The sequence below is a fragment of the Streptomyces sp. 35G-GA-8 genome, assembly GCF_023534745.1.
GTDB lineage: Bacteria > Actinomycetota > Actinomycetes > Streptomycetales > Streptomycetaceae > Streptomyces.
Genome location: NZ_JAMHJQ010000002.1, coordinates 694,940 through 719,613, shown reverse-complemented (window position 1 = coordinate 719,613; position 24,674 = coordinate 694,940). Strand labels below are relative to the sequence as shown.

Sequence of the window (24,674 nt, the reverse complement as noted above, 5' to 3'; positions counted from 1 at the left end):
GCAGGGGGGACCCTGTGGGAGAGTAGGACGCCGCCGAACAATTATTGTGGGAATGCCCCGTACCTTTTGGTGCGGGGCATTCCTGCGTTCAGGACCCATATTAGGCTCGGTATATGCGCTATGAATTGATCATCTTCGACAATGACGGCGTCCTTGTCGACAGCGAGCCGCTCTCCAACACCATCCTGGCCGCCTATCTCACCGAGCTCGGCCATCCCACCTCCTACGAGGACTCCCTTCGGGACTACATGGGGGCCGCCGTTCATCGCGTCCATGACCTGGTGAAGGAGCGGACCGGTCAGCTTCTGCCCGCTGATTTCGACGACACCTTGCACGCCCGTGTCTTCGCCGCCTTCGAGCGGGAGTTGGCGCCGGTCGACGGTGTGACCGAGGTGCTGGAGAAGCTGGCCGGTGACGGGGTGTCCTACTGTGTCGCCTCCTCCGGGAGCCATGAGCGGATCCGTGTCGGGCATCGGAAGACCGGGCTGAGCCGATGGTTCGAGGACAGCGTCATCTTCAGCGCGCAGGACGTCGGGCGGGGCAAGCCCGCGCCCGACCTTTTCCTCCATGCCGCCGAGCGCATGGGTGTCTCACCCGAGCGCTGCGCGGTGGTGGAGGACAGTCCCCTCGGGGTCCGGGCCGCCAGGGCCGCGGGCATGGATGTGTACGCGTTCACGTCGATGACGCCGGCCGACCGGCTCCCGGGCGCCACCGGATACTTCAGCAGCATGGCCGAACTGCCGGGACTGCTCGCCTGATCCGTGTCCGGATCCGCCGTGGGATCCGCCTCGGAATCAGCCGTGGAATCCGTCGCGGGCTCCATTGTGTGATCTGTCTACCCATGGGTAGAGGAGCGTCCTACGCTGTCCCGCCATGACAGACGCGCGATTGCGGCACGGTCGGCTCTCTCTGGCGCTGGGCTTCTTCGTCCAGGGGGTGACCTTTGCCCTGCTCGTGACGCGTATCCCCGCCATCCAGGACCGGTACGGGATATCCGACGCGCTCCTCCCCGCCTTCCTCGCCGCCGTGCCGGTTCTCGCCGGTGTCGGCAGTGTCGTCACGGAGAAGATGGTCGCGCGGGTGCGGCCCGGGGTGGTGTTGCGCTGGGCGCAGCCCCTCGTACTGCTGGCGCTTCTCGGTGCCGCGGCCGGTGGCGAGGTGTGGCAGCTCGGCATCGCGCTGGCGGCGTTCGGGCTGTCGGTCGGTGCGCTCGACGCGTCGATGAACATGCTCGGGGTGAGTCTTCAGCGGGCGTACGGCCGGAGCATCATGCTCGGTTTCCACGCCGCGTACAGCCTCGGTGGGATTGCCGGGGCCTCGTTGGCCTGGGCCGGTGCGCACTGGGATCTGCCGCTGCTGGTGTCGTATCTCCCGGTGGTGGCCGTGCTGTTGCCGGCCGCGCTGATCGGCAGCAGGTGGTACGCGGACGCGGAGGCCGGCCCGGCGGAGGCCGGCGGTTCGGCGGGTGCCGCGAGCAAGCCGGTCGCGTTCAAGCTGCTGCTGCCTCTCTGTCTCGTCATGGCCTTCGCGTATATCGGTGACTCCACCGTGTCGAACTGGAGCGCCAAGTACCTCCAGGACGTCCTCGGTGGCTCGGAGGAGCTGGCGACCGTTCCGTACAACGCCTATATGGTCACCACACTGCTGGGGCGTGCGGTCGGGGATCTGGGTGTGCGGCGGTTCGGTCCCGTGGCTGTCGTGCGGTGCGGGTCGCTGCTGGCGGGGGCCGGGTTCGCGGTGGTGGCGCTGGCGTCCGCCGCCTGGGTGGGGATCGTCGGGTTCACGATGCTCGGGCTCGGGCTGTGTGTGATCGTTCCGCAGACGTTCGCGGCGGCCGGGCGACTGTTTCCCGCCGCGAGTGACACGGCCGTGGCACGGCTCAATATCTTCAACTACGTGGGTTTCCTGATCGGATCGCCGCTGGTGGGAGCGGTCGGGGACCTGTGGAGCTACCGGGGCGCGATGCTCGTACCGATGGTGATGGTTTTGGTGACGCTCGTGTACGCCCGCTCGTTCGGAGAGCGGCAGGACCGATACGGTGGCGGGCATGAGCGGCCGCGCACGGTTGATGTGGGATGACGCAGTAACGGGATACGACTTCGGGCCCAGCCACCCGATGGATCCCGTACGGCTCGTGCTGACCATGGGGTTGGTGCGGGCGTACGGGCTGGATCGGGCGGCGGACGTGGTGGCCGCGCCGGCCGCCGGGGATTCGACGCTTCGTCTCGTCCACCAGCAGGAGTATGTGGACGCGGTACGGCGGGTGTCGCGGGATCCGCGCAGCGCCGACGGGGCGTACGGCCTCGGCACGCCGGACGATCCGGCCTTCGCGGGGATGCACGAGACATCGGCGCTGATCGCCGGGCAGTCGGTCGGCGCGGCAGAGGCGGTGTGGCGCGGGGAGACCGCGCACGCCGTGAACTTCGCCGGCGGGCTGCATCACGCCATGCCCGGTGCGGCGTCCGGGTTCTGTATCTACAACGACGCGGCCCTCGCGATCGCGCGGCTTCTGGAGCTGGGCGCGGAGCGGGTCGCGTACATCGATGTGGATGTGCATCACGGGGACGGTGTCCAGACGGCGTTCTGGGATGACCCCCGGGTGCTGACGGTGTCTCTGCATGAGCACCCGCGGACGCTGTTCCCGGGGACCGGCTGGGCGGAGGAGACCGGCGGCGGCGCGGGCGAGGGCAGCGCGGTGAATGTGGCGCTGCCGGCCGGGACGGGGGACGAGGGCTGGCTGCGGGCGTTCCACTCGGTGGTGCCCGAGCTGCTGGCGGACTTCCGGCCGCAGGCGCTGGTGACACAGCATGGTGCGGATACGCATTTCGAGGATCCGCTGGCGCATCTCGCGGTGTCGCTCGACGCGCAGCGTGCGGTGCAGGCGTCCTGCCATGACCTGGTGCACGAGTATGTGGACGGCGGGCGGTGGGTCGCGCTGGGCGGCGGCGGGTACGCGGTCGTCGATGTGGTGCCCCGGTCCTGGACGCATCTGGTGGGGATCGCCGCGCACGCGCCGATCGATCCGCTGTCGGAGGTGCCGGAGTCCTGGCGGGACGAGGTGTACGCGCGGACCCGGCAGCTGGGTCCTGGGCGGATGACGGACGGGCGGACGCCGGCCTGGCAGCCGTGGGAGGCCGGATACGATCCGGCGGACCGGCTGGACCAGGCGGTGCTGGCGACGCGCAAGGCGGTGTTCCCGCTGCGGGGGCTGCTGGCGTAGCGGGCGGCGGGGCGCGTCGGGTCCCGGCTCCCTCCCGTCACGGTTCGCCGGTTCGCCTGTTCGACGGTTCGCCGTTGTGCGGGGTCGCCGGTCCACTGGTCCGCCGTTACGCCAACCGTGCGGTGAATCAGGGGTTCCAGCCCGCCGGAGTGCCGTAAGCGGCAGGATCGACCGGGTGTTGAGCACCGGAGCGCTGCGGGCGCATCTGCTGGCGGCCAGGCTGGCCGGACCCGTGGCCACCTCGCGGGAGGAGAGTCTGCGCAGCTACCGTCTCTTCGCCGCACGCGATCCGCGGGTGATGCTCGGACTCGATCCGGAATGGGCATGGAATGAGCAGGACTTGCTCAGGCTCATGGCCGACAAGTGTGGAGTTTCCGCTGATTCCGATCATGTGTCGGGTCCTGATGTCATCGACCCCGAGCGGACGCTGACCGCGCTGGACGCGTTCGCCGGTCGGCTGGGAGCCGCGGCGGAGCGGAGGGCTCCGGTGCTGCTCGGGACGGGGCATCCGCATCGGCTGCTCGGGTTCTACGCGGGACTCGCAGACGCTTTGTCGGCGGCGGGATGTCTCGTTCTCACTCCCGCGCAGGGGCGATCTGTCGACATAACGACCCGGTTCGGGGTACGTACGTACAACCTTGACTACGTACGGGGAGTCGCGCTGATGCGGGAGCCCGGCGTGCGATGCGCCGGGCGCGAGACCGGCGCGCACACCCATTCACCACTGCCGGTCCGGGTGGCTCTGGAGGGCGTGGCGGAGTCCGGGGGCCCGCTGCCCGAGCTGGTCGTGGGGGATCACGGCTGGGTCTGCGGGGCAGGTCAGCTGGGCATTGAGGCCATCGGTCTCGCCGATACGGACGACCCCGCGCTGTTCGTCGGGGAGGCGGAGGGGCGGGTGTCCGTCGCCGTTCCCCTCGATGACGCCGTGCGGTCTGATTACTACCGGCCGCTTACGCGCTATGTACTCAATCGGGCGTGTCTGTCACAGTAGGCGGCTGAAGGCTGCTCCTCTTCCCCACTCGCATCACCCGCCCCTAGTCTGGTGAGTGAGCGCACAGCGACGAAGAGTTACCGGAGGGGAAGCCGGTGGCCGTCGCGTGCGGAAGGTACAGGTGGGTCATGGCTGCTGGCAGCGAGAGGCCTCTCAACGAGGTCAAGTTCCTTACCGTGGCGGAAGTCGCCTCAGTGATGCGAGTGTCGAAGATGACCGTGTACCGCTTGGTGCACAGCGGTCATCTGCCGGCGATCCGGGTGGGCAGGTCATTCCGGGTTCCGGAGCAAGCGGTTCACGAGTACCTCCGCGAGTCATTTGTGGGGGTCGAGTCTGCGTGATGCCGAGACCGGTACGGCTCGTTCCCCGTCGCGGCGCGTGTCGCGACGGGGTGCGTGGCGCCGGGAGAATCACCTCGGGTGTCCCTCGGATTACGTCCCTCACTCGGCGGCGGGTAGGCTAGGCCGACGTAGGTCGTGTGGGCCCAGACGCCCCGCACCGAGTGAAGAGAAGTGAGCGAGGGTAGTCGTGGGCTCTGTTATCAAGAAGCGGCGTAAGCGGATGGCCAAGAAGAAGCACCGCAAGCTGCTCAAGCGCACCCGCGTTCAGCGTCGCAACAAGAAGTAGCGGCAGCTGTTCGTGCATTCGCGGCCCTTCCACCGACATGGTGGGAGGGCCGCGGTGTTTGCCGGTCAAAGAAATGGTGTGGCGCGTCGTGCGGTCACGCCGGGGCGATACCGACCCGATACGGTGGCGGCCACGGAGACTTTCAGGGGAAGGCGCTGATCTTGGGCAAGGTCGTGCTCGTGACAGGAGCGGCCCGTCAGCTCGGAGGCCGTTTCGTACGGCGTGTTCAGCGCCATTCCGAGGTGGACCGGGTCATCGCCGTGGACGCGGTCCCACCCGCGCATGAGTTGGACGGGGCGAAATTCGTCCGCGCGGATATCCGGCAGCCGGTTATCGCGCGGATTCTGGCCGAGCACGGAGTCGACACCGTCGTCCATCTGGATGTGACGGGCACTCCGCTGGGCTCCGGCGGGCGTGCCTCGGTCAAGGAAACCAATGTCATCGGCACGATGCAGCTGCTCGGCGCCTGCCAGAAGTCGCCGACGGTGAAGCGGCTGGTGGTCAAGTCCAGTACAAGTGTGTACGGTTCCGCGCCCCGCGATCCGGCGATCTTCACCGAGACCACACCGCCCAAATCGCTGCCGAGCGGCGGCTTCGCCAAGGACGCGGTGGAGGTCGAGGGGTACGTACGCGGGTTCGCGCGCCGCAGACCGGATGTGGCGGTCTGTGTGCTGCGCTTCGCGAATATCCTGGGGCCCGCGGCGGATTCGCCGCTCGCCGAATATCTCTCGCTGCCCATGCTGCCGACCGTCTTCGGTTATGACCCCCGGCTCCAGTTCGTCCATGAGGACGATGTGGTCGACATCCTGCTGATCGCCTCGGACGAGCCGCGGCGCGGGACGCTCAACAGCGGGACCTTCAATGTGGCCGGTGAGGGTGTGCTGCTGCTCTCGCAGTGCTCACGGCGGCTGGGGCGGCCCACGGTGCCCGTTCCGCTGCCCGCCGTGACCTGGGTCGGTACGGCGCTGCGTACGGTCGGTATGACGGACTTCGCGCCGGAACAGATCAGGCTGCTGACCCATGGCCGGGTGGTCAGCACGGACCAGATGCGCGAGACACTGGGCTTTGTGCCGCGGTTCACGACCGCGGAGGCCTTCGCGGACTTCGCGCGCGCCCGGGGTGCCGCTCTGCTGCCGCCCGAGGCGGTGGCCCGTACTGTCGACCGGCTCTCCACTCTCGTCAGCAAGGAGCGCATCTGACATGGCTGATGCCAAGGTCATCCCCTTCGGTGATGAACCGAGGTCGAGGCGTGGCTCCGCCGGCGGCCGGCGGCAGCACGCCAAGGACGGTTCTCCGAAGCGCTCGCAGGCGCCGGGGGCGGGGTCGGGTGCCGTACGTGAGCCGGGGCCGGGACCGCTGGCCCCCGTACCGGAGCCCGAGCCGGAATCGGAGCCGGAAGTGGAAGTGGCGCCCGACGGCGGCTGGGAGCGGCGGCTCGCGGGCGGGCTGGCGTTTCTGCGCCGACGGCTCACCGGCGAGTACGACATCGACGAGTTCGGGTACGACAAGGAACTCACCGACCAGGTCCTGATGGCGTTGATCCGGCCGCTCTACGAGAACTACTTCCGGGTCGAGGTGAAGGGCATCGAGAACATCCCGTCTGACGGCGGGGCGCTCGTGGTGGCCAATCACTCGGGGACGCTGCCGCTGGACGGGCTGATGATGCAGGTCGCCGTGCGCGACAACCATCCGGCGGACCGGCATCTGCGGCTGCTCGCGGCCGATCTGGTCTTTGTGCTGCCCGTGGTCAACGAGCTGGCGAGGAAGGCCGGGCACACCCTGGCGTGCGCGGAGGACGCCGAGATACTGCTCCGGCGCGGCGAGGTCGTCGGGGTGATGCCGGAGGGCTTCAAGGGGCTGGGCAAGCCGTTCGGCGATCGGTACAAGCTTCAGCGGTTCGGCCGGGGCGGCTTCGTGTCGACGGCGCTGCGCGCGGGGGCGCCGATCGTGCCGTGTTCGATCGTGGGCGCCGAGGAGATCTATCCGATGATCGGCAACTCGCGGACGCTGGCCCGGCTGCTGGGCGTGCCGTACTTTCCGATCACACCGACGTTCCCCTGGCTGGGACCGCTGGGGATGCTGCCGCTGCCGACGAAGTGGACGATCCAGTTCGGTGAGCCGATCCCGACGGACGGCTATCCGCCCGAGGCGGCGGAGGATCCGATGCTGATGTTCAATCTGACGGATCAGGTCCGCGAGCAGATCCAGCACACCCTCTACAAGTTGTTGGTGCAGCGGCGGTCGGTGTTCTTCTGAGTTCCGCCGAGTTCTGCCGAGCTCTGCTGAGTTCTGCTGAACGAGGGCGCCTACGCGGGCACGCACGAGGGGCGGTGCTCCGGTGGAGCACCGCCCCTCGTCCGTACGGCCGCTGACCGTTACCGACTGCTGGTCACTGATCCGTGTCCTCGGCCTTGAAGCCGAGTCCCGGCAGCAGATCCGGCAGCAGCGGCGGGATCGTGACGTCCGGTCCCGGACGGTCGGAGCTGTCCTGGTTCTCGGGCGGGGACGGCGTGGCGCTGCTCTGCGGCGGGTCGAGCAGGCCGCCCGTGCCACCGCCGAGCAGGCCCTCCTCGGACGCGCTGTCCGAGTCCGGTGCGGACGGGTCGGGCCGGTCGCTGGTGTGCGAGCCGCTTCCGCCGCCCTCGCTCGGTGCGGGGGACGAGGGATGGCTCGGACGGCCGGAGCCGATGGAGTCGGGTGTGGAGCCGGGAAGCGTGGCTCCCGTCTGCTTCTCCGGTGGCCGCGGCAGCAGGGACTGGAGCGGAGCGACCTCTTCGTCTATGGCGTCGAAGACCGAGCTGACTTCGTCGCCGACGTCCGTCAGCTGGACCGGCAGCCGTTCGCGCAGCCCGTTCCAGGCCTGGCGGTGCGAGGCGGAGAACGACGAGAGGGTGGCGATCGGGCCGAGCGAGCCGTCCCGTTCGTATGCCTGATGGAGCAGGCGGTGGCCCTCCGTGGCGTCGTGCTTCATCCCGCTGAGCGTGCGCCTGATCTCGCCCATGGATTCGTGGTCCAGCCGGCCGGAGCGGCCACGCTCCATCAGCCGGCGGGTCTCGCTGAGCCGGGTCGAGGCGTGGTCCAGATACAGCTCGCCGCGGTCGGACTCGTCGTCCGCCAGATTGAGCTTGAAGTCCTCCATTCCTCGTTTCAGCCCGTACAGCGAATCACCGGGCAGGGCGTCGGAGCTGGCGGCGGCGACGCCGCCGAAGGCGCCCGCCGCCACACCGACCGTGAGTCCGCCCGCCGCAAGGCCCTTGGACCAGCGGGATCTGGGGCGCAATCTCCGGAGGCGGGAGGCCCGGTGGGCGCCCCGTCCGGACTTGCGCTGCTCCGGCACCGTGGGGCCCGGAGTCGCCCCCCCGGCGGCTGTGCCCTCCAGCAGCATGGCCTCCATGGCTGCCACGAGCTGTGCCCGTTGCACCATTTTGACCTCGGGGTCCAGCGTCGGTTTCGGCAGTTCACCGAGACCACTCGCCAGGGCCAACAGCCGCCCCTGTTCGGCCGGTTCGGCCGACTCGGCGGGCTGTTCGGCCGCCGCGCCCTGGACCGTCTGGTCTTCCAGGGCCTGGGCGAAGGCGTTCGCCCGCCGGTGTGCCGAAACGTTCGCGATCACTGGCGGCACCTCCTCTCGTCATGACGATCGACTCCCCTGGGGGTCCGGAAGGTTGCACGCCTTGAGCACATCCACACGATTGAGTGAGTGGCTGCGGGCATGGCGTGACCGCAGGGAGCCTGCATCCCGCACAACGAGCGGCGCGGCACATGGGTTACGCGCGAAGGATGATCGGACCAGCGCGTCATCGAGGCGTCACCGACAGTGAGTTGGGTCCGAGGTGGGGGTGGGCAGAGGGGGGACGGCCGGCTGGTGGAGGGTGGGGGGACAGCGGCGATCAGCGGGCGTCTTCGGGCAACAGCCGGGCCAGTGTTCGTACGGCTCGGTACTGCAAGGTTTTGATCGCTCCTTCGTTCTTGCCCATGACGCGGGCCGTCTCGGCGACCGAGAGACCTTGCAGGAAGCGCAGTGTGACGCACTCCTGCTGCTGCGGGTTGAGCTTGCGTACGGCTTCGAGCAGCGCCGCGTTCGAGAGGGACTCCAGGACGGAGTCCTCCGGGCTGCGCTCCACCTCGTTGGCGTCGAGCATTTCGCCCGTGGTCACTTCGAGTCGGAAACGGCTCGATTTGAAATGGTCCGCGACCAGGTTCCGGGCGATCGTGACCAGCCAGGCGCCGAAGTCGCGCCCCTGCCAGGTGAAGGTGGAGATCCGGCGCAGGGCGCGCAGGAACGTCTCGCTGGTGAGATCCTCCGCGGTCGCCTTCCCGCCCACGCGGTAGTAGATATAACGGTAGACGGTGTCGCTGTACTGGTCGTACAGCCGGCCGAAGGCCTCGGCCTCACCGGCCTGGGCGCGCTCGACGAGTTCCATCATGCGGGCGCTGTCGCTGTCGGCGCTGGGCCGACGGGCGGTGGTCGAGGCGGCGGTGCTGCTTCGGCTCCCCCGTCTGCCGACCGCCGCACCGCCGCTCGCCAGGGCATAACAAGGACCGATAGGGCCGCTCACGGCAGGGGCCGGTGCGGCGAGGGCGGGGACGGCGTACGCGGTGGGGACGAAGCCGCGCAAGTGGTCGATGACCGTTGCGCGCAGCGTAGCCAGGCCCGAGGCGTCAACCCCGACGTGTGGGTACACGGGACTCCCAGAGGCAGAGCTTCCATCACGTGCAGTGCGGGACCGTTCACTCGTCGTGGCGACGTGTGGGGTCCGGTATGCGTCTGAGGAGAATAACGCTTCGTACAGGCAGTGCTACACCCAGTTGCTCAAATCATCGATTACGTCGCTTCCATGACGCCTAAGCGGCGTATCTAGTCGCACATCGTGACCATTTACTGATCGGATTGCGTCAAGATCTGTCTGCTCTCGCGCTGGGTTGTGCCTGAGTGACGGATGTACGTACGGCCCTGCGGGGAATCCCGCAGGGCCGTACGTGTCGATTTGTCGCCCGGCGGCGTGTCTCCCGGGCGTGTCTCTCGTTGCGGGCGGATCGGGTCGGACCGGGTCGGACCGGCGCGGCGGGTCAGCGGCGGCGGCGGTGCAGGGCGACCGCGGCGGCCGTGCCGCCCGCGAGGGCGCCGACTCCGGCCGCCGCCGGGATGCCGACCTTGGCCGCCTTGCGGCCGGTCCGGTAGTCGCGCAGCCGCCAGTCCAGCCGGCGCGCGTGCTTGCGGAGCTTGGTGTCCGGATTGATGGCGTACGGGTGTCCGACCAGCGAGAGCATCGGGATGTCGTTGTGCGAGTCGCTGTACGCCGCGCAGCGGTCCAGGTCGAAGCCCTCGGCGGCGGCCAGGGCGCGGACGGCCTCGGCCTTCGCGGGGCCGTGCAGCGGTTCGCCGACGAGCTTGCCGGTGTAGACGCCGTCGATGGATTCGGCGACGGTGCCGAGGGCGCCGGTCAGGCCGAGCCGGCGGGCGATGATCGTCGCGGTCTCGACGGGCGCCGCCGTCACCAGCCAGACCTGCTGCCCCGCGTCCAGGTGGGCCTGGGCGAGCGCGCGGGTGCCCGGCCAGATCCGGTCGGCCATGTACTCGTCGTAGACCTCCTCGCCGATGGACATCAGCTCGGAGACCCGGTGGCCCTTGACGATGGACAGGGCGCTGTCGCGGGCGTCCTGCATGTGCTCGGGGTCCTCGACCCCGGCCACCCGGAACCAGGCCTGCTGCCAGGCGAACCGGGCGAGTTCGCGGCGCTGGAAGAACTTCCGCTTGTACAGGCCGCGGCCGAGATGGAAGATCGCGGCGCCCTGCATCACGGTGTTGTCGAGATCGAAGAAGGCGGCGGCGCGGTTGTCCCCGAAGACGGGGAAGTCGGGCACCTTGTCCGCCGTGGCGGCGGCTTCGGCCTCCGACGCCGCGTGCGACTCCTGTGTGGACCTGAGTCCTGCCTCGGCTGCGGCCTCGCCTGCGAGCACGCTCCGTGCGGTGGCGGAGCGCTTACGGGGGGTGAGCCATCCCAGTGCGGCCATATCGTGAGCATAGCCAGTCTGTTCGGTACTTCCCGACGCGTGGGGATGCCGTGGAGTGAACTCTCCACGGCCGGTGCGTTAATCCGCTGATCGTGTGATCCGGTCCCGGCTGTGGATGGCCGGCGCCACCGCGTCCGGCGCGGGCGGAGAATAGCCGCATGAGTCCTCTGCTGCGACGTATGACGAAGAAGAAGGCCGCCGAGCGGATGGTGACGCTCGTCTCGAAACCCGGGTGCCATCTCTGTGACGACGCCCGCGCCGTGGTCGAAAAGGTGTGCGCGGAGACCGGAGCATCATGGGAGGAAAAGGATATTACGCATGACGAAGAGCTGCATCGCGCGTACTGGGAGCAGATTCCGGTTGTCCTGGTGGACGGGGAGCAGCACACCTTCTGGCGAGTCGACGCCGATCGGCTCCGCCGCGAACTGGGGGGCTGAAGGGAAAGGCGGTTACCATCGTGGGCGCTTTGCTGGGTTTTCCCTGGTGATCATGGTCCGGACCGCGAGAGTGGCCCCGAGGTGGCGCCGGGCGTCCGGGGATCGGTCCCGGGAGGACAGGGGAGCGGTCTCGGGGGCGTATTCGTTGAGGAGTGTGTGCGGTTTTGCCCCCTTCGTGTGTGCAACGGGTTGACGTGGTCGCCGGTTCCGTCATCACGGGATCGAGGCGCGTGACCCCGGTCACTTTGCTCGGACAAAGCGGACACAATCTTTGTGCACGCGTTCACAAAGACATAACCTGCATTCGACGGGGCGGTCCAGGGACATACGACCGCCTGCAGCCTCGCTCATCCCGCAGGAGCACCGTGGCAACTGGCCGAACTCACCGACCGGCGACCCGTAGCCGAGGAATCCCCGAGGCCACCGTCGCCAGGCTTCCGCTGTATCTGCGGGCGCTGACCGCTCTGTCCGAGCGTTCCGTACCCACGGTCTCCTCCGAAGAGCTCGCGACCGCGGCCGGGGTCAACTCCGCCAAGCTGCGGAAGGACTTCTCCTATCTCGGCTCCTACGGGACGCGCGGTGTGGGCTACGACGTCGAGTATCTCGTCTACCAGATCTCCCGCGAGCTGGGGCTGACGCAGGACTGGCCGGTCGTCATCGTCGGTATCGGTAACCTCGGCGCCGCGCTCGCCAACTACGGCGGATTCGCCTCCCGCGGGTTCCGGGTGGCCGCGCTGATAGACGCCGATCCCGCGATGGCGGGCAAGCCGGTCGCCGGGATGCCGGTCCAGCACACGGACGAGCTGGAGAAGATCATCACCGACAACGGCGTCTCGATCGGGGTCATCGCGACCCCCGCGGGCGCCGCGCAGCAGGTCTGCGAGCGGCTGGTCGCCGCCGGTGTGACCTCCATCCTCAACTTCGCGCCGACGGTGCTCTCGGTGCCCGACGGCGTGGACGTACGCAAGGTCGACCTCTCCATCGAGCTGCAGATCCTCGCCTTCCACGAGCAGCGCAAGGCCGGTGAGGGGGCCGCCGCGGAAGCGGCGTCGGCCGCCGAGCGCGGGGGCGCGGTGGACGCCGTGGACGCCGTGGACATGAGCGCCACGGATGCGGACGCGCCGGAGACGGGCGGCGGCGCCGTGAACCGGAAGGGACCCGACGGGGACGTCCCCGCGGTGATGCCGGCATGAGCCTCCTGGTCGTCGGAGTGAGCCATCGCAGCGCACCCGTGAGTGTGCTGGAGCGGGCCTCCCTTGCCACCGACACACAGATCAAGCTGTTGCAGGACTCGCTCGCCGCGGAGCCCGCGACCGAGGCCGCGGTCCTCGCCACCTGCAACCGCATAGAGCTGTACGCCGACGTCGACAAGTTCCACGCCGGGGTCGCCGAGCTGTCCACGCTCCTCGCCCGGCACAGCGGCGTCGGCCTGGAGGAGCTCACCCCGTATCTCTATGTGCACTACGAGGACCGGGCCGTCCACCATCTGTTCTCGGTGGCCTGCGGGCTGGACTCGATGGTTGTCGGCGAGGGCCAGATCCTCGGACAGATCAAGGACGCGCTGGCGCTGGGGCAGGAGCTGCACACCGCCGGCCGGCTGCTCAACGATCTCTTCCAGCAGGCCCTGCGGGTCGGCAAGCGCGCCCACAGCGAGACCGGGATCGACCGGGCCGGGCAGTCGCTGGTCACCTTCGGCCTCGAACAGCTCGCGGCCGGCGCGGCCGTGGACGCCTGGGCCAAGAAGAAGCGCGCGCTGGTGATCGGCGCGGGCTCGATGTCCTCGCTGGCCGCCGCGACACTCGCGCGCCTCGGCGTCGACGAGATCGTCATCGCCAACCGCACGGCCGCGCGCGCCGACCGGCTCGTACAGATCCTGACCGAGCCAGGCTCGACGGGCGTCCTCGCGCGCGCCGTGGACATGAACGCCCTCGCCGACGAGCTGCCCCGCGCCGATGTGGTCGTCTCCTGCACGGGCGCGACCGGTCTGGTGCTGACCTACGGCGCCGTCGAGACGGCGCTGCACCGCCGTACGACCCAGCTGGCCCTGCTCGACCTCGCCATGCCCCGGGACATAGACGCCGCCGTGCACCGCCTCGGCGGGGTGCGGTTCGTGGACATCGAGTCGCTGGCCGAGGCGTCCGCCGACGCCCCCATGGCCGCCGATGTCGATCAGGTGCGCACGATCGTCTCGGACGAGGTGGCGGCCTTCGGCGCCGCCCAGCGCGCCGCTCACATCACACCGACCGTGGTCGCGCTGCGCGCCATGGCCGCCGATGTGGTGAGCAGCGAGGTCGCGCGCCTCGAAGGCAGGCTCCCGGGTCTTGACGACAAGCAGCGCGCCGAGATCACCAGGACCGTGCGCCGCGTCGTCGACAAACTCCTGCACGCGCCCACCGTGCGGGTCAAGCAGCTGGCAGGCGAGCCCGGCGGCGCCGGGTACGCGGACGCGCTGCGCGAACTCTTCGACCTCGACCCGCAGACGGTCGCCGCCGTCAGCCGGGCCGACCTGAATGACACCGACGGTGTAGGCAGAGGGCGAGTATGACCGAGAAGGCACTGAGGACCGAGAAGCCGCTGAGGCTCGGAACCAGGCGCAGCAAGCTCGCCATGGCACAGTCCGGCCAGGTGGCGGACGCCGTGCGGGAGCTGACCGGCCGGCCGGTCGAGCTGGTCGAGATCACCACGTACGGCGACACCTCCCGCGAGCATCTCGCGCAGATCGGCGGCACGGGCGTCTTCGTCACCGCGCTGCGTGACGCGCTGCTGGCGGGCGAGGTCGACTTCGCCGTGCACTCCCTCAAGGATCTGCCGACGACCCAGCCCGACGATCTGACGCTGGCCGCCGTGCCGCGCCGCGAGGACCCCCGGGACGTGCTGATCGCGCGCGACGGGCTGGCCTTCGAGCGGCTGCCGGCGGGCGCCCGGGTCGGTACGGGGTCGCCGCGCCGGATGGCGCAGCTCAACGCGTACGCGCGCAACCACGGCCGCACCATCGAAACCGTACCGATCCGCGGGAACATCGACACGCGGATCGGCTATGTCAGCGACGGGGAGCTCGACGCAGTCGTGCTCGCCGCCGCCGGGCTTCACCGCATCGGCCGGATCGACGAGGTGACCGAGTTCCTGTCGGTCGACACGGTCCTGCCCGCCCCCGGCCAGGGGGCCCTTGCTGTCGAGTGCGCCGCGGTCAACGTGGACCTCGCCGCAGTGCTCGCCGAGCTCGACGACCCGTACACCCGGGCCGCCGTGACCGCCGAGCGTTCCCTGCTCGCCGCCCTGGAGGCCGGCTGCAGCGCACCCGTGGGTGCGTTGGCCGACCTGCTGGCCGACGGACAGGTTGTCAACGAAATGCGCCTGCGCGGCGTCGTCGGCACGACCGACGGCTCGACGCTGGTGCAGCTGTCCACCACCGGTCCCGTACCCACGTCGCACGGCGACGCCATCGCGCTCGGTCGCGAACTCGCGTCCGAGATGCTCGCCAAGGGTGCGGCCGGTCTTATGGGGGAGCGAGCACTTTGAGCCCCACCACCTCTGACCTTCCAGCCTGCTCCGCATCGGGGCACGTCACCTTCCTCGGTGCCGGACCCGGAGATCCGGGTCTGCTGACACTCCGCGCCGTCGAGGCGCTCGCGGGGGCGGATGTACTGATTGCCGAGCCTGATGTGCTCGAAGTCGTACGCGGCCACGCCAGGGCGGGTGTGCACACCCCTGCGCTGACGGTTGTTGACGATGTGTCAGCAGCCGCCGGGATCCCCGCGATCCGGGATGCGGCCAATCTTGTCATGGAGGCCGCGCGGGGCGGCAAGCGGGTCGTGCGTGCGGTCTCCGGTGACCCGGGGCTGGACGGCGACGCGGGCACGGAGATGTTCGCCTGCGCCACCGCGGGCATTCCCTTCGAAGTCGTCCCCGGCATCGCGGCCGCGGTCGGTGTGCCGGCGTACGCCGGGGTACCGCTGCGCGACGCGCAGGGCACGGACGTACGGCTCGTGGACGCCAGGACCGCCGGTGAGCGGTGCTGGACCGAGCTCGGCGCGAGCGACGGCACGGTCGTCGTCTCCACCACCCTGGACTCGGTCGCGAGCGCCGCCGGTGAACTGGTCGCGGCCGGCCGCAAGCCGGACACCCCGATGACCGTCACCGTCGCCGGTACGACCACCCGTCAGCGCACCTGGAACGCCACGCTCGGCACCATCGCGCAGATTCTGAAGCAGGCGAAGGTGCTGCCCTCCCCGGAGGGACACCAGCCCGTCATAGCCGTGGTCGGTGAGCGCAGCGCCGCCGCACAGCGTGACCAGCTCGCGTGGTTCGAGTCCAAGCCCCTGTTCGGCTGGAAGGTGCTCGTCCCGCGGACGAAGGAGCAGGCCGCGTCGCTCTCCGACCAGCTCAGGTCGTACGGCGCGGTCCCGCACGAGGTCCCGACCATCGCGGTCGAGCCCCCGCGCACGCCCCAGCAGATGGAGCGCGCGGTCAAGGGCCTGGTCACCGGCCGCTACGAGTGGATCGCGTTCACCTCGGTCAACGCGGTGAAGGCGGTACGGGAGAAGTTCGAGGAGTACGGGCTCGACGCCCGCGCCTTCGCCGGGATCAAGGTCGCCGCGGTGGGCGAGCAGACCGCCGCGTCGCTCGTGGACTTCGGCGTCAAGCCCGACCTGGTGCCGTCCGGCGAGCAGTCGGCGGCCGGGCTGCTGGAGGACTGGCCGCCGTACGACCCGGTCTTCGACCCGATCGACCGGGTGTTCCTGCCGCGCGCCGACATCGCCACCGAGACGCTGGTGGCGGGGCTGATCGAGCTGGGCTGGGAGGTCGACGACGTCACCGCGTACCGCACGGTGCGCGCGTCGCCGCCGCCGGCCGAGACCCGTGAGGCGATCAAGGGCGGCGGCTTCGACGCCGTGCTCTTCACCTCGTCCTCGACCGTGCGGAACCTGGTCGGTATCGCGGGCAAGCCGCACAACGTGACGGTGATCGCGTGTATCGGCCCCGCGACGGCGAAGACCGCCGAGGAGCACGGGCTGCGTGTGGACGTCCTCTCGCCGGAGCCGTCGGTGCACAAGCTGGCCGAGGCGCTGGCCGCGTTCGGCACGCAGCGCCGTGAGGCAGCGAAGGAGGCAGGCGAAACGGTCACGCGGCCGAGCGAGCGCAGGCCGGGCAGCCGTAGGCGCCGTACGACCTGAGACGTGTACGCCCGCGTGCCGGGCGGGGGCGGGGGCGTTGAACGAAGTGGGGCCGGGTCGCCGGAGCGGCCGGGCCCCGCCGTCGTTTCCGCGTTCCGTCGTCGGTTTCCCGGTCGCGGTGTCGGTAAAGGGGCGGGGATGCCGGGTTTATGGTCGAAGGTGGTCCGACGGCCGGCCGGGCCCCGACGAAGCAGCAGACCAGACCCAAGAGGCGACTGACGATGACTGTGCACGGATCCTTCCCCGCCTCGCGGCCCCGGCGGCTGCGGGTGAACCCGGTGATGCGACGGATGGTGGCCGAGACCCGGCTGCACCCGGCGGATCTCATCCTTCCCGCGTTCGTACGCGAGGGCATCAGCCGGCCCGTTCCCATCTCCTCGATGCCCGGCGTCGTCCAGCACACGCTGGACACGCTGCGCAAGGCGGCGGTGGAGGCGGCCTCGGCCGGCGTCTCCGGGATCATGCTCTTCGGCGTCCCCGAGGAGGCCAAGAAGGACGCGACGGGTACGGCGGGCACCGACCCGGACGGAATCCTCCAGGCCGGGATCCGCGCCGTACGGGAAGAGGTCGGTGACGACCTGGTCGTCATGTCCGACCTGTGTCTGGACGAGTTCACCGACCACGGCCACTGCGGGGTGCTGGACAGCCTGGGGCGGGTCGACAATGACGCGACCCTGGAGCGGTACGCCGAGATGGCCCAGGTCCAGGCCGACGCGGGCGCCCATGTGGTGGGCGCCAGCGGCATGATGGACGGCCAGATCGGTGTCACACGCGACGCGCTCGACACGATCGGCAGGGAGGACGTGTCGATCCTCGCGTACACCGCGAAGTACTCGTCGGCGTTCTACGGCCCGTTCCGGGAGGCCGTCGGCTCCGCGCTGAAGGGCGACCGCAAGACCTACCAGCAGGACCCGGCCAACGCCCGGGAGTCCCTGCGCGAGCTGGCGCTCGACCTCGAAGAGGGCGCCGACATGGTGATGGTCAAGCCCGCGCTGCCGTATCTGGACATCCTGGCGCGCATCGCGGCCGAGGTGGACGTGCCGGTCGCCGCGTACCAGATCTCCGGCGAGTTCGCGATGGTCGAGGCGGCGGCCGAGAAGGGCTGGATCGACCGCGACGCGGCGATCATGGAGACCCTGACCGGCGTCAAGCGCGCCGGGGCGAACATGATCCTGACGTACTGGGCGACCGAGGTGGCGGGGAAGCTCTGACGCCGGGGTTGTGGGGTCGGGCTGTGGGACCGGGGCTCCGGGTTGGGGCGGGCTCCGGGGCCGGGATGTGGGGCCGGGCTGTCGGTGGCCGCTGGTAGAACAGGGCGCACCGATACCGGCCCCAAGAACCTCGGGAGCCCCCTTGTCCTACGTGCACCACGTCGAGCACTTCCATGGCCTGCCCGTACTGACCGTTCCGCCGTACACCCGCGCCACGGAGCTGCCCGACGCCGCCTCCGTCGCCTGGTGCCTGCGGACCGGGCCGTACACGTCCGACGAGGACTACTGGGACCGCTTCACCAGCACGGTGGAGCTGGAGAAGGTACGGGCGCTGGTCCTCGGCCATGGCGCGCACTACATGCCCGACCAGCTCCTCATCGACCTGAGTTCCCGGCTGGTCGGCCTCGAAGCGCTCTTCCTCGGTGACCTGGAGGACGAGGAGGAGATGATCTCCTCGATAGGGCAGTCCGATCTCGCACCGCTGCTGGAGGCGTTCCCCGGTCTGCGGGAGCTGGCCGTTCGCGGCGGGGACGGGCTGGACTTTCCCGTGACAGGTCACGCGGGGCTGCGGGTGCTGCGCGTCGAGTCCGGCGGGCTGCCTCCCGAGGCGGCGGCGCACATCGCCGCCGCCGATCTGCCCTCGCTGGAGCGGCTGGAGCTGTGGCTGGGAGACGACGAGTACGGCGGCGGCACCACCGTCGAGCAGCTCGCCCCGCTCCTCGCCGGTGAACGCAAGCCCGCTCTGCGCCACTTGGGCCTGCAGAACAGCCCCATCCAGGACGAGCTGGCCGCCGCGACCGCCTCCGCGCCGGTCGTGCCGCGACTCACCTCATTGAGCCTGTCCATGGGCACGCTCTCCGACGAGGGCGGGGAGGCGCTGCTGCACGGGCAGCCGCTCACCCACCTCAAGGAACTCGATCTCTCCCACCACTTCCTCAGCCACGCCATGATGCTGCGGATATGGACGGCGCTGGAGCCCGCCGGGGTCCGGGTGAACCTGTGCGGGAGGAACGAGGCGGACGAGGACGAATGGGGTGAATGGGCGGGCGCCGGTGAGGAGTTCGGCAACGGCGGCCGTTACATCGCGGTGGCCGAATGATCGCCATGTCTGATCCTCGCCGCCGTACCCGCTCCGGGCACCCGCACCATTCCTGAAAGGTCCACGATGTCGAACAGCGCCGAATCCCAGGACCCGGACGACCTCCGGATCACCCGTCTCCGGGTGGGACGTGAGACCTCCGTGGCGAAGCCCGACCGGCGGGTGCCGTTCGGACATGTTCTGTACGCCGCCGCCACGTTGGAGTGTTCTCCCGCCGCCGTCGTGGAGAGGCTGACCGCGCTGGGGTACGCCGATTTCGAGCTGCCCGACGGCCCGCTGCCTCTCACGGTCGGCCGGGACGACGCTCTGCTGATCAAGGCCGAGACGTACAGCCTGTCCTGGTTCGAACTCGGCAAGCCCGTACCGCTGCGCCAGATACTCGCCTCGGCGGGCCGGGCGGGCCGGAGCCCCGCCGATGCCGCACGTACGCTGACCGCCTTCGGCTATGCCGTCCCGGCCGGGCATCCGCTGCCCGAAACCCCGGACACCCGGGACATCGCGCTGATCCGCCTGGGACGCAGGGGCGAGGGTGAGTGGCTGGACTGGGGCGCGGAGGTGCCCGCAAGCCACGTGCTCGGCGCCGCGGCGGAACTGGGGTACAGCCCGCACGCCGCCGCCATCCGGTTGATCGCGCTCGGCTTCCGGCTGCCCTACACCCCTGAACCCGGGGACGAGCGGATTCTCGGCTACGGGATCGGTCAGGGGCCCTGGCCGACCGCGTACTCCGCCGTCCCCAGCGGGCATGTCCTCGATGTCGCACGGGAGACGGGCCGGCCGCAGGCGGCCATTGTCGCCCGGCTGGCCGAGCTGGGCTGCGGAACGGACGGGCCCGTGCCGGACGCGCCGGAGGCGGACGACCTCGTTCTCCTCAGCCGGGAACTCGACGGCCGCGCGCCCTGGTTGTCGGTGAACCGTGTCGTCGGGGTGTCGCTGCGGCACATCCTGCGCGCGGCCCTCGCGACGGGACGGGCCCCGCGGAGACCACGGAGAGGCTGGCCACGCTGGGGCACGGGCTGCATGCCGACGCGAAGGTGCCCGCGGTCGCGGACGTGGCGGACATCCGGCTGCTGGCGGCGGTCGATCGCTCGTTCCTGGACAACGTCCACCTCGAACACGTCCTGCGCGGCGCGAGTCTGACGGGGAGGAGCCCGGCGGACGTCGCGTCGCGGTTGACCGCCCTCGGCCACCGGCTGCCGGACGAGGTGGACTATCCGGACGTACGGGGTAGGGGCGCGGCCTGATCGGGGCCCCGGCCGCCGTTCGGGCAGGGGCCCCGATCAGTCGGGGGTGTCACTGGGCGAGGTCGTCACCGGCGGGTGTCACCACATGAGGGCGTCGGCCATGTCCGTCTGCCAGTACGACACGGACGTGGTGTCGGAGATCTTCGTCCCCGCGGGGAGTGTGATCGGGCCGTAGGAGGAACCCACCGAGCCCTGGTTGTCGCGGCCGGGGAAGTGGACGGTCAGCTGCTCCGCCGGGATGTTCGGGGCCCCGTCGCCGCCCAGGGCGACCGAGGCGTAGGCCGACTGGCCCGGGGCGAGGGTGACGACCGCCTGCGGCTGGCTGTCCTCGTTGACCTGCGTGGGGGCCTGGGCGTCGTCGAAGCGGAGGGCGGGGGCGTAGTAGGCGTCGCAGTTCTTGCCGCCGGTGTTGGTGACCGTCAGGAGAAGGTGGTTGATCGGACGGCTGACCTGGCTGACCTTGACCTTGGCGTTGTCGCCCGTGCAGGCGATGCGCTTGGCGGGGTCGCCGGGGGAGGTGCCCTTGGGAGTGGTGTCCTTCGAGGTGGTACCGCCTCCTCCGCTGGTGCCCGAGCCGGTGTTGCCGGTGGTGCCTGTGTTGCCGCCGGCGCCGCTGATCCGGTCGGCCGGAGTCTGCGAAGTCTGCTGCTCGTTGTCCGTCGGCGTCTGCTGGCCGGCCGGCGGCGTGCTGGAGGACGCGGCGGCCCCGCCGGAGTTCTTCGCGGCGTCGGCGGAGTCGCCGGGCCCGCAGGCGGTGAGGGCGAGGGAGGCGATGAGAGCGGTGGCGGCGACCGCGACGGCGCGGTTACGGATCGTACGCATAAGGATGGAGTCCCCGTTTCGGTGAGGTTGTCGAGTGATGCGTTCAGTGACGGTTGACGAGCATGATCACGACCGCGGTGGAGGCGATCACCACGACGACGGCCAGCGCGTCGACCAGGCTGATACGGAGTCGGGTTCTGATTTCTGCTCCCCGTTCGGCTGGCGCTGCACTCACCTTGCGGGGCGGCCGGAAGCGGCCGCAATCGGCAAGGGACAATGGGGGAAGCTGGAACGCTCACGCAGGCTTTGACCTGGGGAGACATGGTTTCCCTGGAACGCGTTCCCGGGACGGGCCGGCAGGAACCAGGGAGGGGAACAACGGGTGGCGACGACCGAGGCCGAGGCTTTCGCGGAACTGCTCAGGGGGCTGAAGGACCGCTCGGGGCGCAGTTACGGCGTCCTCGCCGGAAGGCTCCATGTCAGCACGTCCACGCTGCACCGTTACTGCAACGGGGACGCCGTGCCGACCGACTACGCGTCCGTGGAGCGGCTCGCGCGGCTGTGCGGGGCGAACGCCGAAGAGTTGGTCGAGCTGCACCGGCGGTGGATCCTCGCGGACGAGGCGAGACGGCGGGCCCGGTCGGCTCCGTCGGCTCCGTCGGCCTCGCCGTCCGCTTCCACAGCGCCCGACTCGGGGACTGCCGGCGGTGGTGACGGTGGTGACGGTGAGGCCGAGGCCCCCGCTGAGGCGGCGGCCCCCGCACCGGAGGCCGGACCCCGACCCGGCCCCGGCCCCGGACGCGAGTCCGTGACCGAACCCGTACCCGAGTCCGTACCCGTGCCCGTACTCGTATCCGAGTCCAAGTCCGAGTCCGAGTCCGGGTTCGGGTTCGTGCGTGGATCCGTCGCCGGATCCCGCCTCGCCCGTTTCCCCCGTACCAAACGCCTGCGTCTTGTTCTCGCCGCCGTGGCGGTCGTCGCGGTCGTCGTACCCGCCGTCGCCTACGCCGGCAGGCCGTCGACCGATGACCATTCCGCCGCATCGGAGGTGTCGGAGGCTCCGTACCAGGAGGCGGAGGAGAGCGCGTCGCCCGCCGCCTCGCCGGACGGCAAGGACAAGAAGACGGCGCCGCCGGCCTCGCCCTCGCTCTCCCTCTCCCCCTCCCGGAGCGCGAGCCCGTCCGGTGCTCCCAGCGCGCGCAAGGATCCCCCGGCGGCGGGCAAACCCTCCAGTGACGCGGTGCCGGTGACGGTGGCGACCCGGGCGTACGCCTTCGAGGACCCGTGCAGTCAGCACTACCTCATCGACAGCCCGCCGGAGGAGGTCCCCCCGCCGCCCACCGAGCAGGACGCGCCCGGCTGGGTCGGGGCGCTCGGCGGGGTGGCGAGCGACGGTCAGTTCATCGAGCTGACCCTCCAGGGCACGGGCAGTGAGACGGTCGTGCTGCGGGCCCTGAACGTACGGATCGTGAAGAGCGACGCCCCGCTCGCCTGGACCGACTACGCGATGGGCGTCGGCTGCGGCGGCGGCGTGGGCACGAAGTCCTTCGCCGTCGACCTGGACGCGGGCCGGCCCAGTTCCGTACCGAAGGCCGGACAGCGGGACTTCCCCTACAAGGTCAGTGAGTCGGACCCCGAGGTCTTCTACATCTCCGCCAGTTCGAAGACACGGGACGTCAGCTGGTACCTGGAGCTGGACTGGAGCAGCGGTGAGCGGCACGGCACGATCCGCGTGGACGACAACGGGAAGCCCTTCCGTACGAGCGGGTCGGCGGGGCGTCCGTCGTACAACTACCCGCCGGGTGGGTCGGAGTGGCAGAAGCCCCTTGACGGCTGACGGCTGACGGTCAGCGGCTGAGACAGGTATTGCATCGAGCGTTCCAAAACCTGTAGCGTGCCGGTCATGGCCAGACCGAGGACATTCGACGAGGACCGGGCCCTGGACGCGGCGATGCGTACGTTCTGGGCGAACGGTTACGAGGCGACCTCGACCCAGGACCTGTGCGAGGCCACCGGGCTGGGCCGCAGCAGCATCTACAACACCTTCCACAGCAAGCGCGACCTGTTCAGACGGTCCCTGACGCGTTACATCGACACCATGACCATGCGGCAGATCCGTATCTTGGAGGATCAGGAGCGGCCGACGGTGGAGCGGATCCAGGCGCTGTTCGACTCCATCATCGAGGGCGAGTTCGCGGTCCGTGAGGGGGCCGGGGGCGCCGGCGGTGGTGAGGGCGGCGGTCGCAGCCTGGGCTGTCTGACGGTCAATACGACCGTGGAACTCGCCGGACGCGACCCGGACGCCGACGCCATCCTGGACCGCGACCTGGCGCTGCGGCTCGCCTCGCTGCGGGTGGCGCTGGAGGCCGGTCAGCGCGCCGGTGAGATCGGCTCCTCGCGGGACGCGGGCGAACTGGCCCGGTTCCTCAACGCGGTGATCGCCGGCATGCGGGTCTCCGCGCAAGGGGGCGCGGACCGCGCCGCGCTGGAATCCGTCGCGGCCATCGCCGTGGACGCGCTCCGGCGCTGAGCCGCGCGGGGACCCGCGTACGCACAGGGGACGCGCTTGCGCCTGCTCAAATTTTGAACTGATCGATCCAAAATAATCGCCATCCCACCCACACCTCCACCCCCATCCCCATCACGGGAGCCATTTGCCATGCCCCGCGCCGTATATGTCCTCGCCCTGGGCATCTTCGCCATGGTGACCAGCGAGTTCGTGGTCGCCGGACTGATGCCCCAACTCGCCGACGGGCTGGACGCGACCGTCCCGCAGGTCGGCTACCTGATCACCGCCTTCGCGGCGGCCATGGCCTTCGGAGGGCCCTTCCTCACCGTCGCGCTCCTGAGGACACATCAGAAGACCGCGCTGATGATCCTGTTCGCCGTCTTCCTGGTGGGCAATGTGCTCGCGGCGACGGCCACCAGTTACGGCGTGATGCTGGCGGCGCGACTGATCACCGGCGTCGCCTCACAGGCGTTCTTCGGAGTGGCCGTCTCGATCTCCGTCCAGCTCACCCGCCCCGAGATACGGGGCCGGGCCATCGCGGCGGTCATGAACGGACTGATGCTGGGCACGCTGCTCGGAATGCCGCTGTCCACCCTGATAGGTGAACGGTTCGGCTGGCGGGCCGCCTTCTGGGCCATCTCCGCACTGACCGTCCTCGCCGCGCTCTGCACCATCGTCGGCGTGCCGTCCCTGGGCCGAGCCGAGGGAACAGGGAACCTCCGCGAAGAACTCGCGGTCTTCAAGAAGCGTCGGCTGTGGCTGGTGTTCTCCACGAGCACGATGATCATCGGCGCGACCTTCGCGGCCTTCAGCTATCTCAACCCGATCATGACGGAGATCACCGGCTTCTCCACCGGAACCGTACCGCTGCTGCTCATCGCGTACGGCGCGGCGACCGTCATCGGCAACTCCGTCGTCGGCCGTCTCGCCGACCGGTACACGCTGCGCGTGCTGGGCGCCGGACTCGCCCTGAACCTGGCGTTCCTCACCGGATTCGCGCTGTTCGCGGACGTACCGGTGCCCGCTGTGGTGTGCATGCTGGGCATCGGACTGGTCGGCGTCACCATGAACCCCGCGATGGCCACCCGCGTCCAGCGCACGGCGAACGCGCGCGCCTTGGTGAACACCGTCCACTCGTCCTGCATCACCCTCGGCGTGATGATCGGCTCGTCCGTGGGCGGACTCGCGATCGACGGCTTCGGACTGCGGGCACCGCTGTGGCTGGGCGCGGTGCTGGCGGCGACCGGCCTGGTCACGCTGCTTCCCGAGGTCATACGGGGGCGACGAGCCAAAGGCGTCGAGGAGCCGGGACGGCGCGCGGCGCCGGACCCGGCCGGAGTGTCCACCCGGCCATGATGCGGCCGAGCCGCCGCCGCCCTCGGCGGCGA

24 protein-coding genes are annotated in these 24,674 nt (G+C 70.0%); 19 read left to right on the top strand and 5 right to left on the bottom strand.

The genetic code is table 11. The features are described from left to right. Positions 1-113: 113 nt before the first annotated feature. The 8 genes from M1203_RS06455 (at position 114) to M1203_RS06420 (ending at position 7,094) form a co-directional block, all read left to right on the top strand. Positions 114-758, top strand: a complete 645-nt coding sequence (locus M1203_RS06455; protein ID WP_249948490.1) for an HAD family phosphatase — start codon at positions 114-116, stop codon at positions 756-758. A gap of 115 nt (positions 759-873) precedes the next feature. Continuing rightward, on the top strand, positions 874-2,079 hold the full coding sequence (locus M1203_RS06450; protein WP_249948489.1) for an MFS transporter: 1,206 nt from the start codon (positions 874-876) through the stop codon (positions 2,077-2,079). Continuing rightward, entirely contained in the window at positions 2,048-3,220 is a 1,173-nt protein-coding gene (locus M1203_RS06445; RefSeq protein ID WP_249948488.1) for an acetoin utilization protein AcuC, read from the top strand. Before M1203_RS06450 ends, M1203_RS06445 begins: the two co-directional genes overlap by 32 nt. A gap of 175 nt (positions 3,221-3,395) precedes the next feature. Next, a complete protein-coding gene (locus M1203_RS06440) occupies positions 3,396-4,211 on the top strand; it encodes a phosphatase (protein ID WP_249948487.1) in 816 nt (271 codons plus the stop codon). 128 nt (positions 4,212-4,339) lie between these two features. Then, a complete protein-coding gene (locus tag M1203_RS06435; protein ID WP_014046653.1) occupies positions 4,340-4,552 on the top strand; it encodes a helix-turn-helix domain-containing protein in 213 nt (70 codons plus the stop codon). Positions 4,553-4,739: 187 nt separating this feature from the next. Beyond that, positions 4,740-4,838, top strand: a complete 99-nt coding sequence (locus tag M1203_RS06430; protein WP_003948845.1) for a 30S ribosomal protein bS22 — start codon at positions 4,740-4,742, stop codon at positions 4,836-4,838. Between the two features lie 161 nt (positions 4,839-4,999). Beyond that, positions 5,000-6,037 carry an NAD-dependent epimerase/dehydratase family protein gene (locus M1203_RS06425; RefSeq protein ID WP_249948486.1) on the top strand — a complete coding sequence of 346 codons (1,038 nt, stop codon included), beginning with the start codon at positions 5,000-5,002 and terminating at the stop codon, positions 6,035-6,037. Between the two features lies 1 nt (position 6,038). Next, complete coding sequence (locus M1203_RS06420) at positions 6,039-7,094, top strand: lysophospholipid acyltransferase family protein (RefSeq protein WP_249948485.1); 1,056 nt, start codon at positions 6,039-6,041, stop codon at positions 7,092-7,094. Between the two features lie 133 nt (positions 7,095-7,227). On the opposite strand, the gene M1203_RS06415 is transcribed toward M1203_RS06420, so the two are convergent. The 3 genes from M1203_RS06415 to M1203_RS06405 all read right to left on the bottom strand — a co-directional run bounded on the left by M1203_RS06415 (position 7,228) and on the right by M1203_RS06405 (position 10,853). Continuing rightward, complete coding sequence (locus tag M1203_RS06415; RefSeq protein WP_249948484.1) at positions 7,228-8,451, bottom strand: DUF5667 domain-containing protein; 1,224 nt, start codon at positions 8,449-8,451, stop codon at positions 7,228-7,230. Positions 8,452-8,728: 277 nt separating this feature from the next. Next, complete coding sequence (locus M1203_RS06410; protein ID WP_249948483.1) at positions 8,729-9,523, bottom strand: ECF subfamily RNA polymerase sigma factor, BldN family; 795 nt, start codon at positions 9,521-9,523, stop codon at positions 8,729-8,731. Positions 9,524-9,908: 385 nt separating this feature from the next. Further along, the gene (locus M1203_RS06405) at positions 9,909-10,853 is read right to left on the bottom strand and encodes an HAD family phosphatase (protein ID WP_249948482.1); all 945 of its coding nucleotides are present in this window, start codon (positions 10,851-10,853) and stop codon (positions 9,909-9,911) included. Between the two features lie 158 nt (positions 10,854-11,011). Between M1203_RS06405 and M1203_RS06400 the strand changes: the two genes are divergently transcribed. The 8 genes from M1203_RS06400 (at position 11,012) to M1203_RS06365 (ending at position 19,911) form a co-directional block, all read left to right on the top strand. Continuing rightward, on the top strand, positions 11,012-11,290 hold the full coding sequence (locus M1203_RS06400) for a glutaredoxin family protein (RefSeq protein ID WP_249948481.1): 279 nt from the start codon (positions 11,012-11,014) through the stop codon (positions 11,288-11,290). Between the two features lie 365 nt (positions 11,291-11,655). Next, complete coding sequence (locus tag M1203_RS06395) at positions 11,656-12,483, top strand: redox-sensing transcriptional repressor Rex (protein ID WP_249948480.1); 828 nt, start codon at positions 11,656-11,658, stop codon at positions 12,481-12,483. Continuing rightward, a complete protein-coding gene (locus M1203_RS06390) occupies positions 12,480-13,835 on the top strand; it encodes a glutamyl-tRNA reductase (RefSeq protein WP_249948479.1) in 1,356 nt (451 codons plus the stop codon). Before M1203_RS06395 ends, M1203_RS06390 begins: the two co-directional genes overlap by 4 nt. After that, entirely contained in the window at positions 13,832-14,809 is a 978-nt protein-coding gene (gene hemC, locus M1203_RS06385; RefSeq protein ID WP_249948478.1) for a hydroxymethylbilane synthase, read from the top strand. The genes M1203_RS06390 and hemC overlap by 4 nt, the downstream gene beginning before the upstream one ends. Then, the gene (locus tag M1203_RS06380; protein ID WP_249948477.1) at positions 14,806-16,464 is read left to right on the top strand and encodes a bifunctional uroporphyrinogen-III C-methyltransferase/uroporphyrinogen-III synthase; all 1,659 of its coding nucleotides are present in this window, start codon (positions 14,806-14,808) and stop codon (positions 16,462-16,464) included. The genes hemC and M1203_RS06380 overlap by 4 nt, the downstream gene beginning before the upstream one ends. 221 nt (positions 16,465-16,685) lie before the next feature. Beyond that, entirely contained in the window at positions 16,686-17,675 is a 990-nt protein-coding gene (gene hemB, locus M1203_RS06375) for a porphobilinogen synthase (RefSeq protein ID WP_249948476.1), read from the top strand. A 151-nt stretch (positions 17,676-17,826) separates the two neighbouring features. Beyond that, positions 17,827-18,774, top strand: a complete 948-nt coding sequence (locus tag M1203_RS06370; protein WP_249948547.1) for an STM4015 family protein — start codon at positions 17,827-17,829, stop codon at positions 18,772-18,774. Positions 18,775-18,840: 66 nt separating this feature from the next. Next, positions 18,841-19,911, top strand: a complete 1,071-nt coding sequence (locus M1203_RS06365; protein WP_249948475.1) for a hypothetical protein — start codon at positions 18,841-18,843, stop codon at positions 19,909-19,911. A gap of 182 nt (positions 19,912-20,093) precedes the next feature. On the opposite strand, the gene M1203_RS06360 is transcribed toward M1203_RS06365, so the two are convergent. Together M1203_RS06360 and M1203_RS38655 are read right to left on the bottom strand one after the other, a co-directional pair. Then, on the bottom strand, positions 20,094-20,837 hold the full coding sequence (locus M1203_RS06360) for a DUF4232 domain-containing protein (RefSeq protein ID WP_249948474.1): 744 nt from the start codon (positions 20,835-20,837) through the stop codon (positions 20,094-20,096). Positions 20,838-20,880: 43 nt separating this feature from the next. After that, entirely contained in the window at positions 20,881-21,012 is a 132-nt protein-coding gene (locus tag M1203_RS38655; protein ID WP_283958206.1) for a hypothetical protein, read from the bottom strand. 147 nt (positions 21,013-21,159) lie between these two features. Here M1203_RS38655 and M1203_RS06355 point away from each other — a divergent pair, with 147 nt between their 5' ends. The 3 genes from M1203_RS06355 to M1203_RS06345 all read left to right on the top strand — a co-directional run bounded on the left by M1203_RS06355 (position 21,160) and on the right by M1203_RS06345 (position 24,642). Continuing rightward, positions 21,160-22,614 carry a helix-turn-helix transcriptional regulator gene (locus M1203_RS06355; RefSeq protein WP_249948473.1) on the top strand — a complete coding sequence of 485 codons (1,455 nt, stop codon included), beginning with the start codon at positions 21,160-21,162 and terminating at the stop codon, positions 22,612-22,614. Between the two features lie 66 nt (positions 22,615-22,680). Next, positions 22,681-23,307 carry a TetR/AcrR family transcriptional regulator gene (locus tag M1203_RS06350; protein WP_249948472.1) on the top strand — a complete coding sequence of 209 codons (627 nt, stop codon included), beginning with the start codon at positions 22,681-22,683 and terminating at the stop codon, positions 23,305-23,307. A gap of 129 nt (positions 23,308-23,436) precedes the next feature. After that, positions 23,437-24,642, top strand: a complete 1,206-nt coding sequence (locus M1203_RS06345) for an MFS transporter (protein WP_249948471.1) — start codon at positions 23,437-23,439, stop codon at positions 24,640-24,642. Positions 24,643-24,674 lie beyond the last annotated feature (32 nt).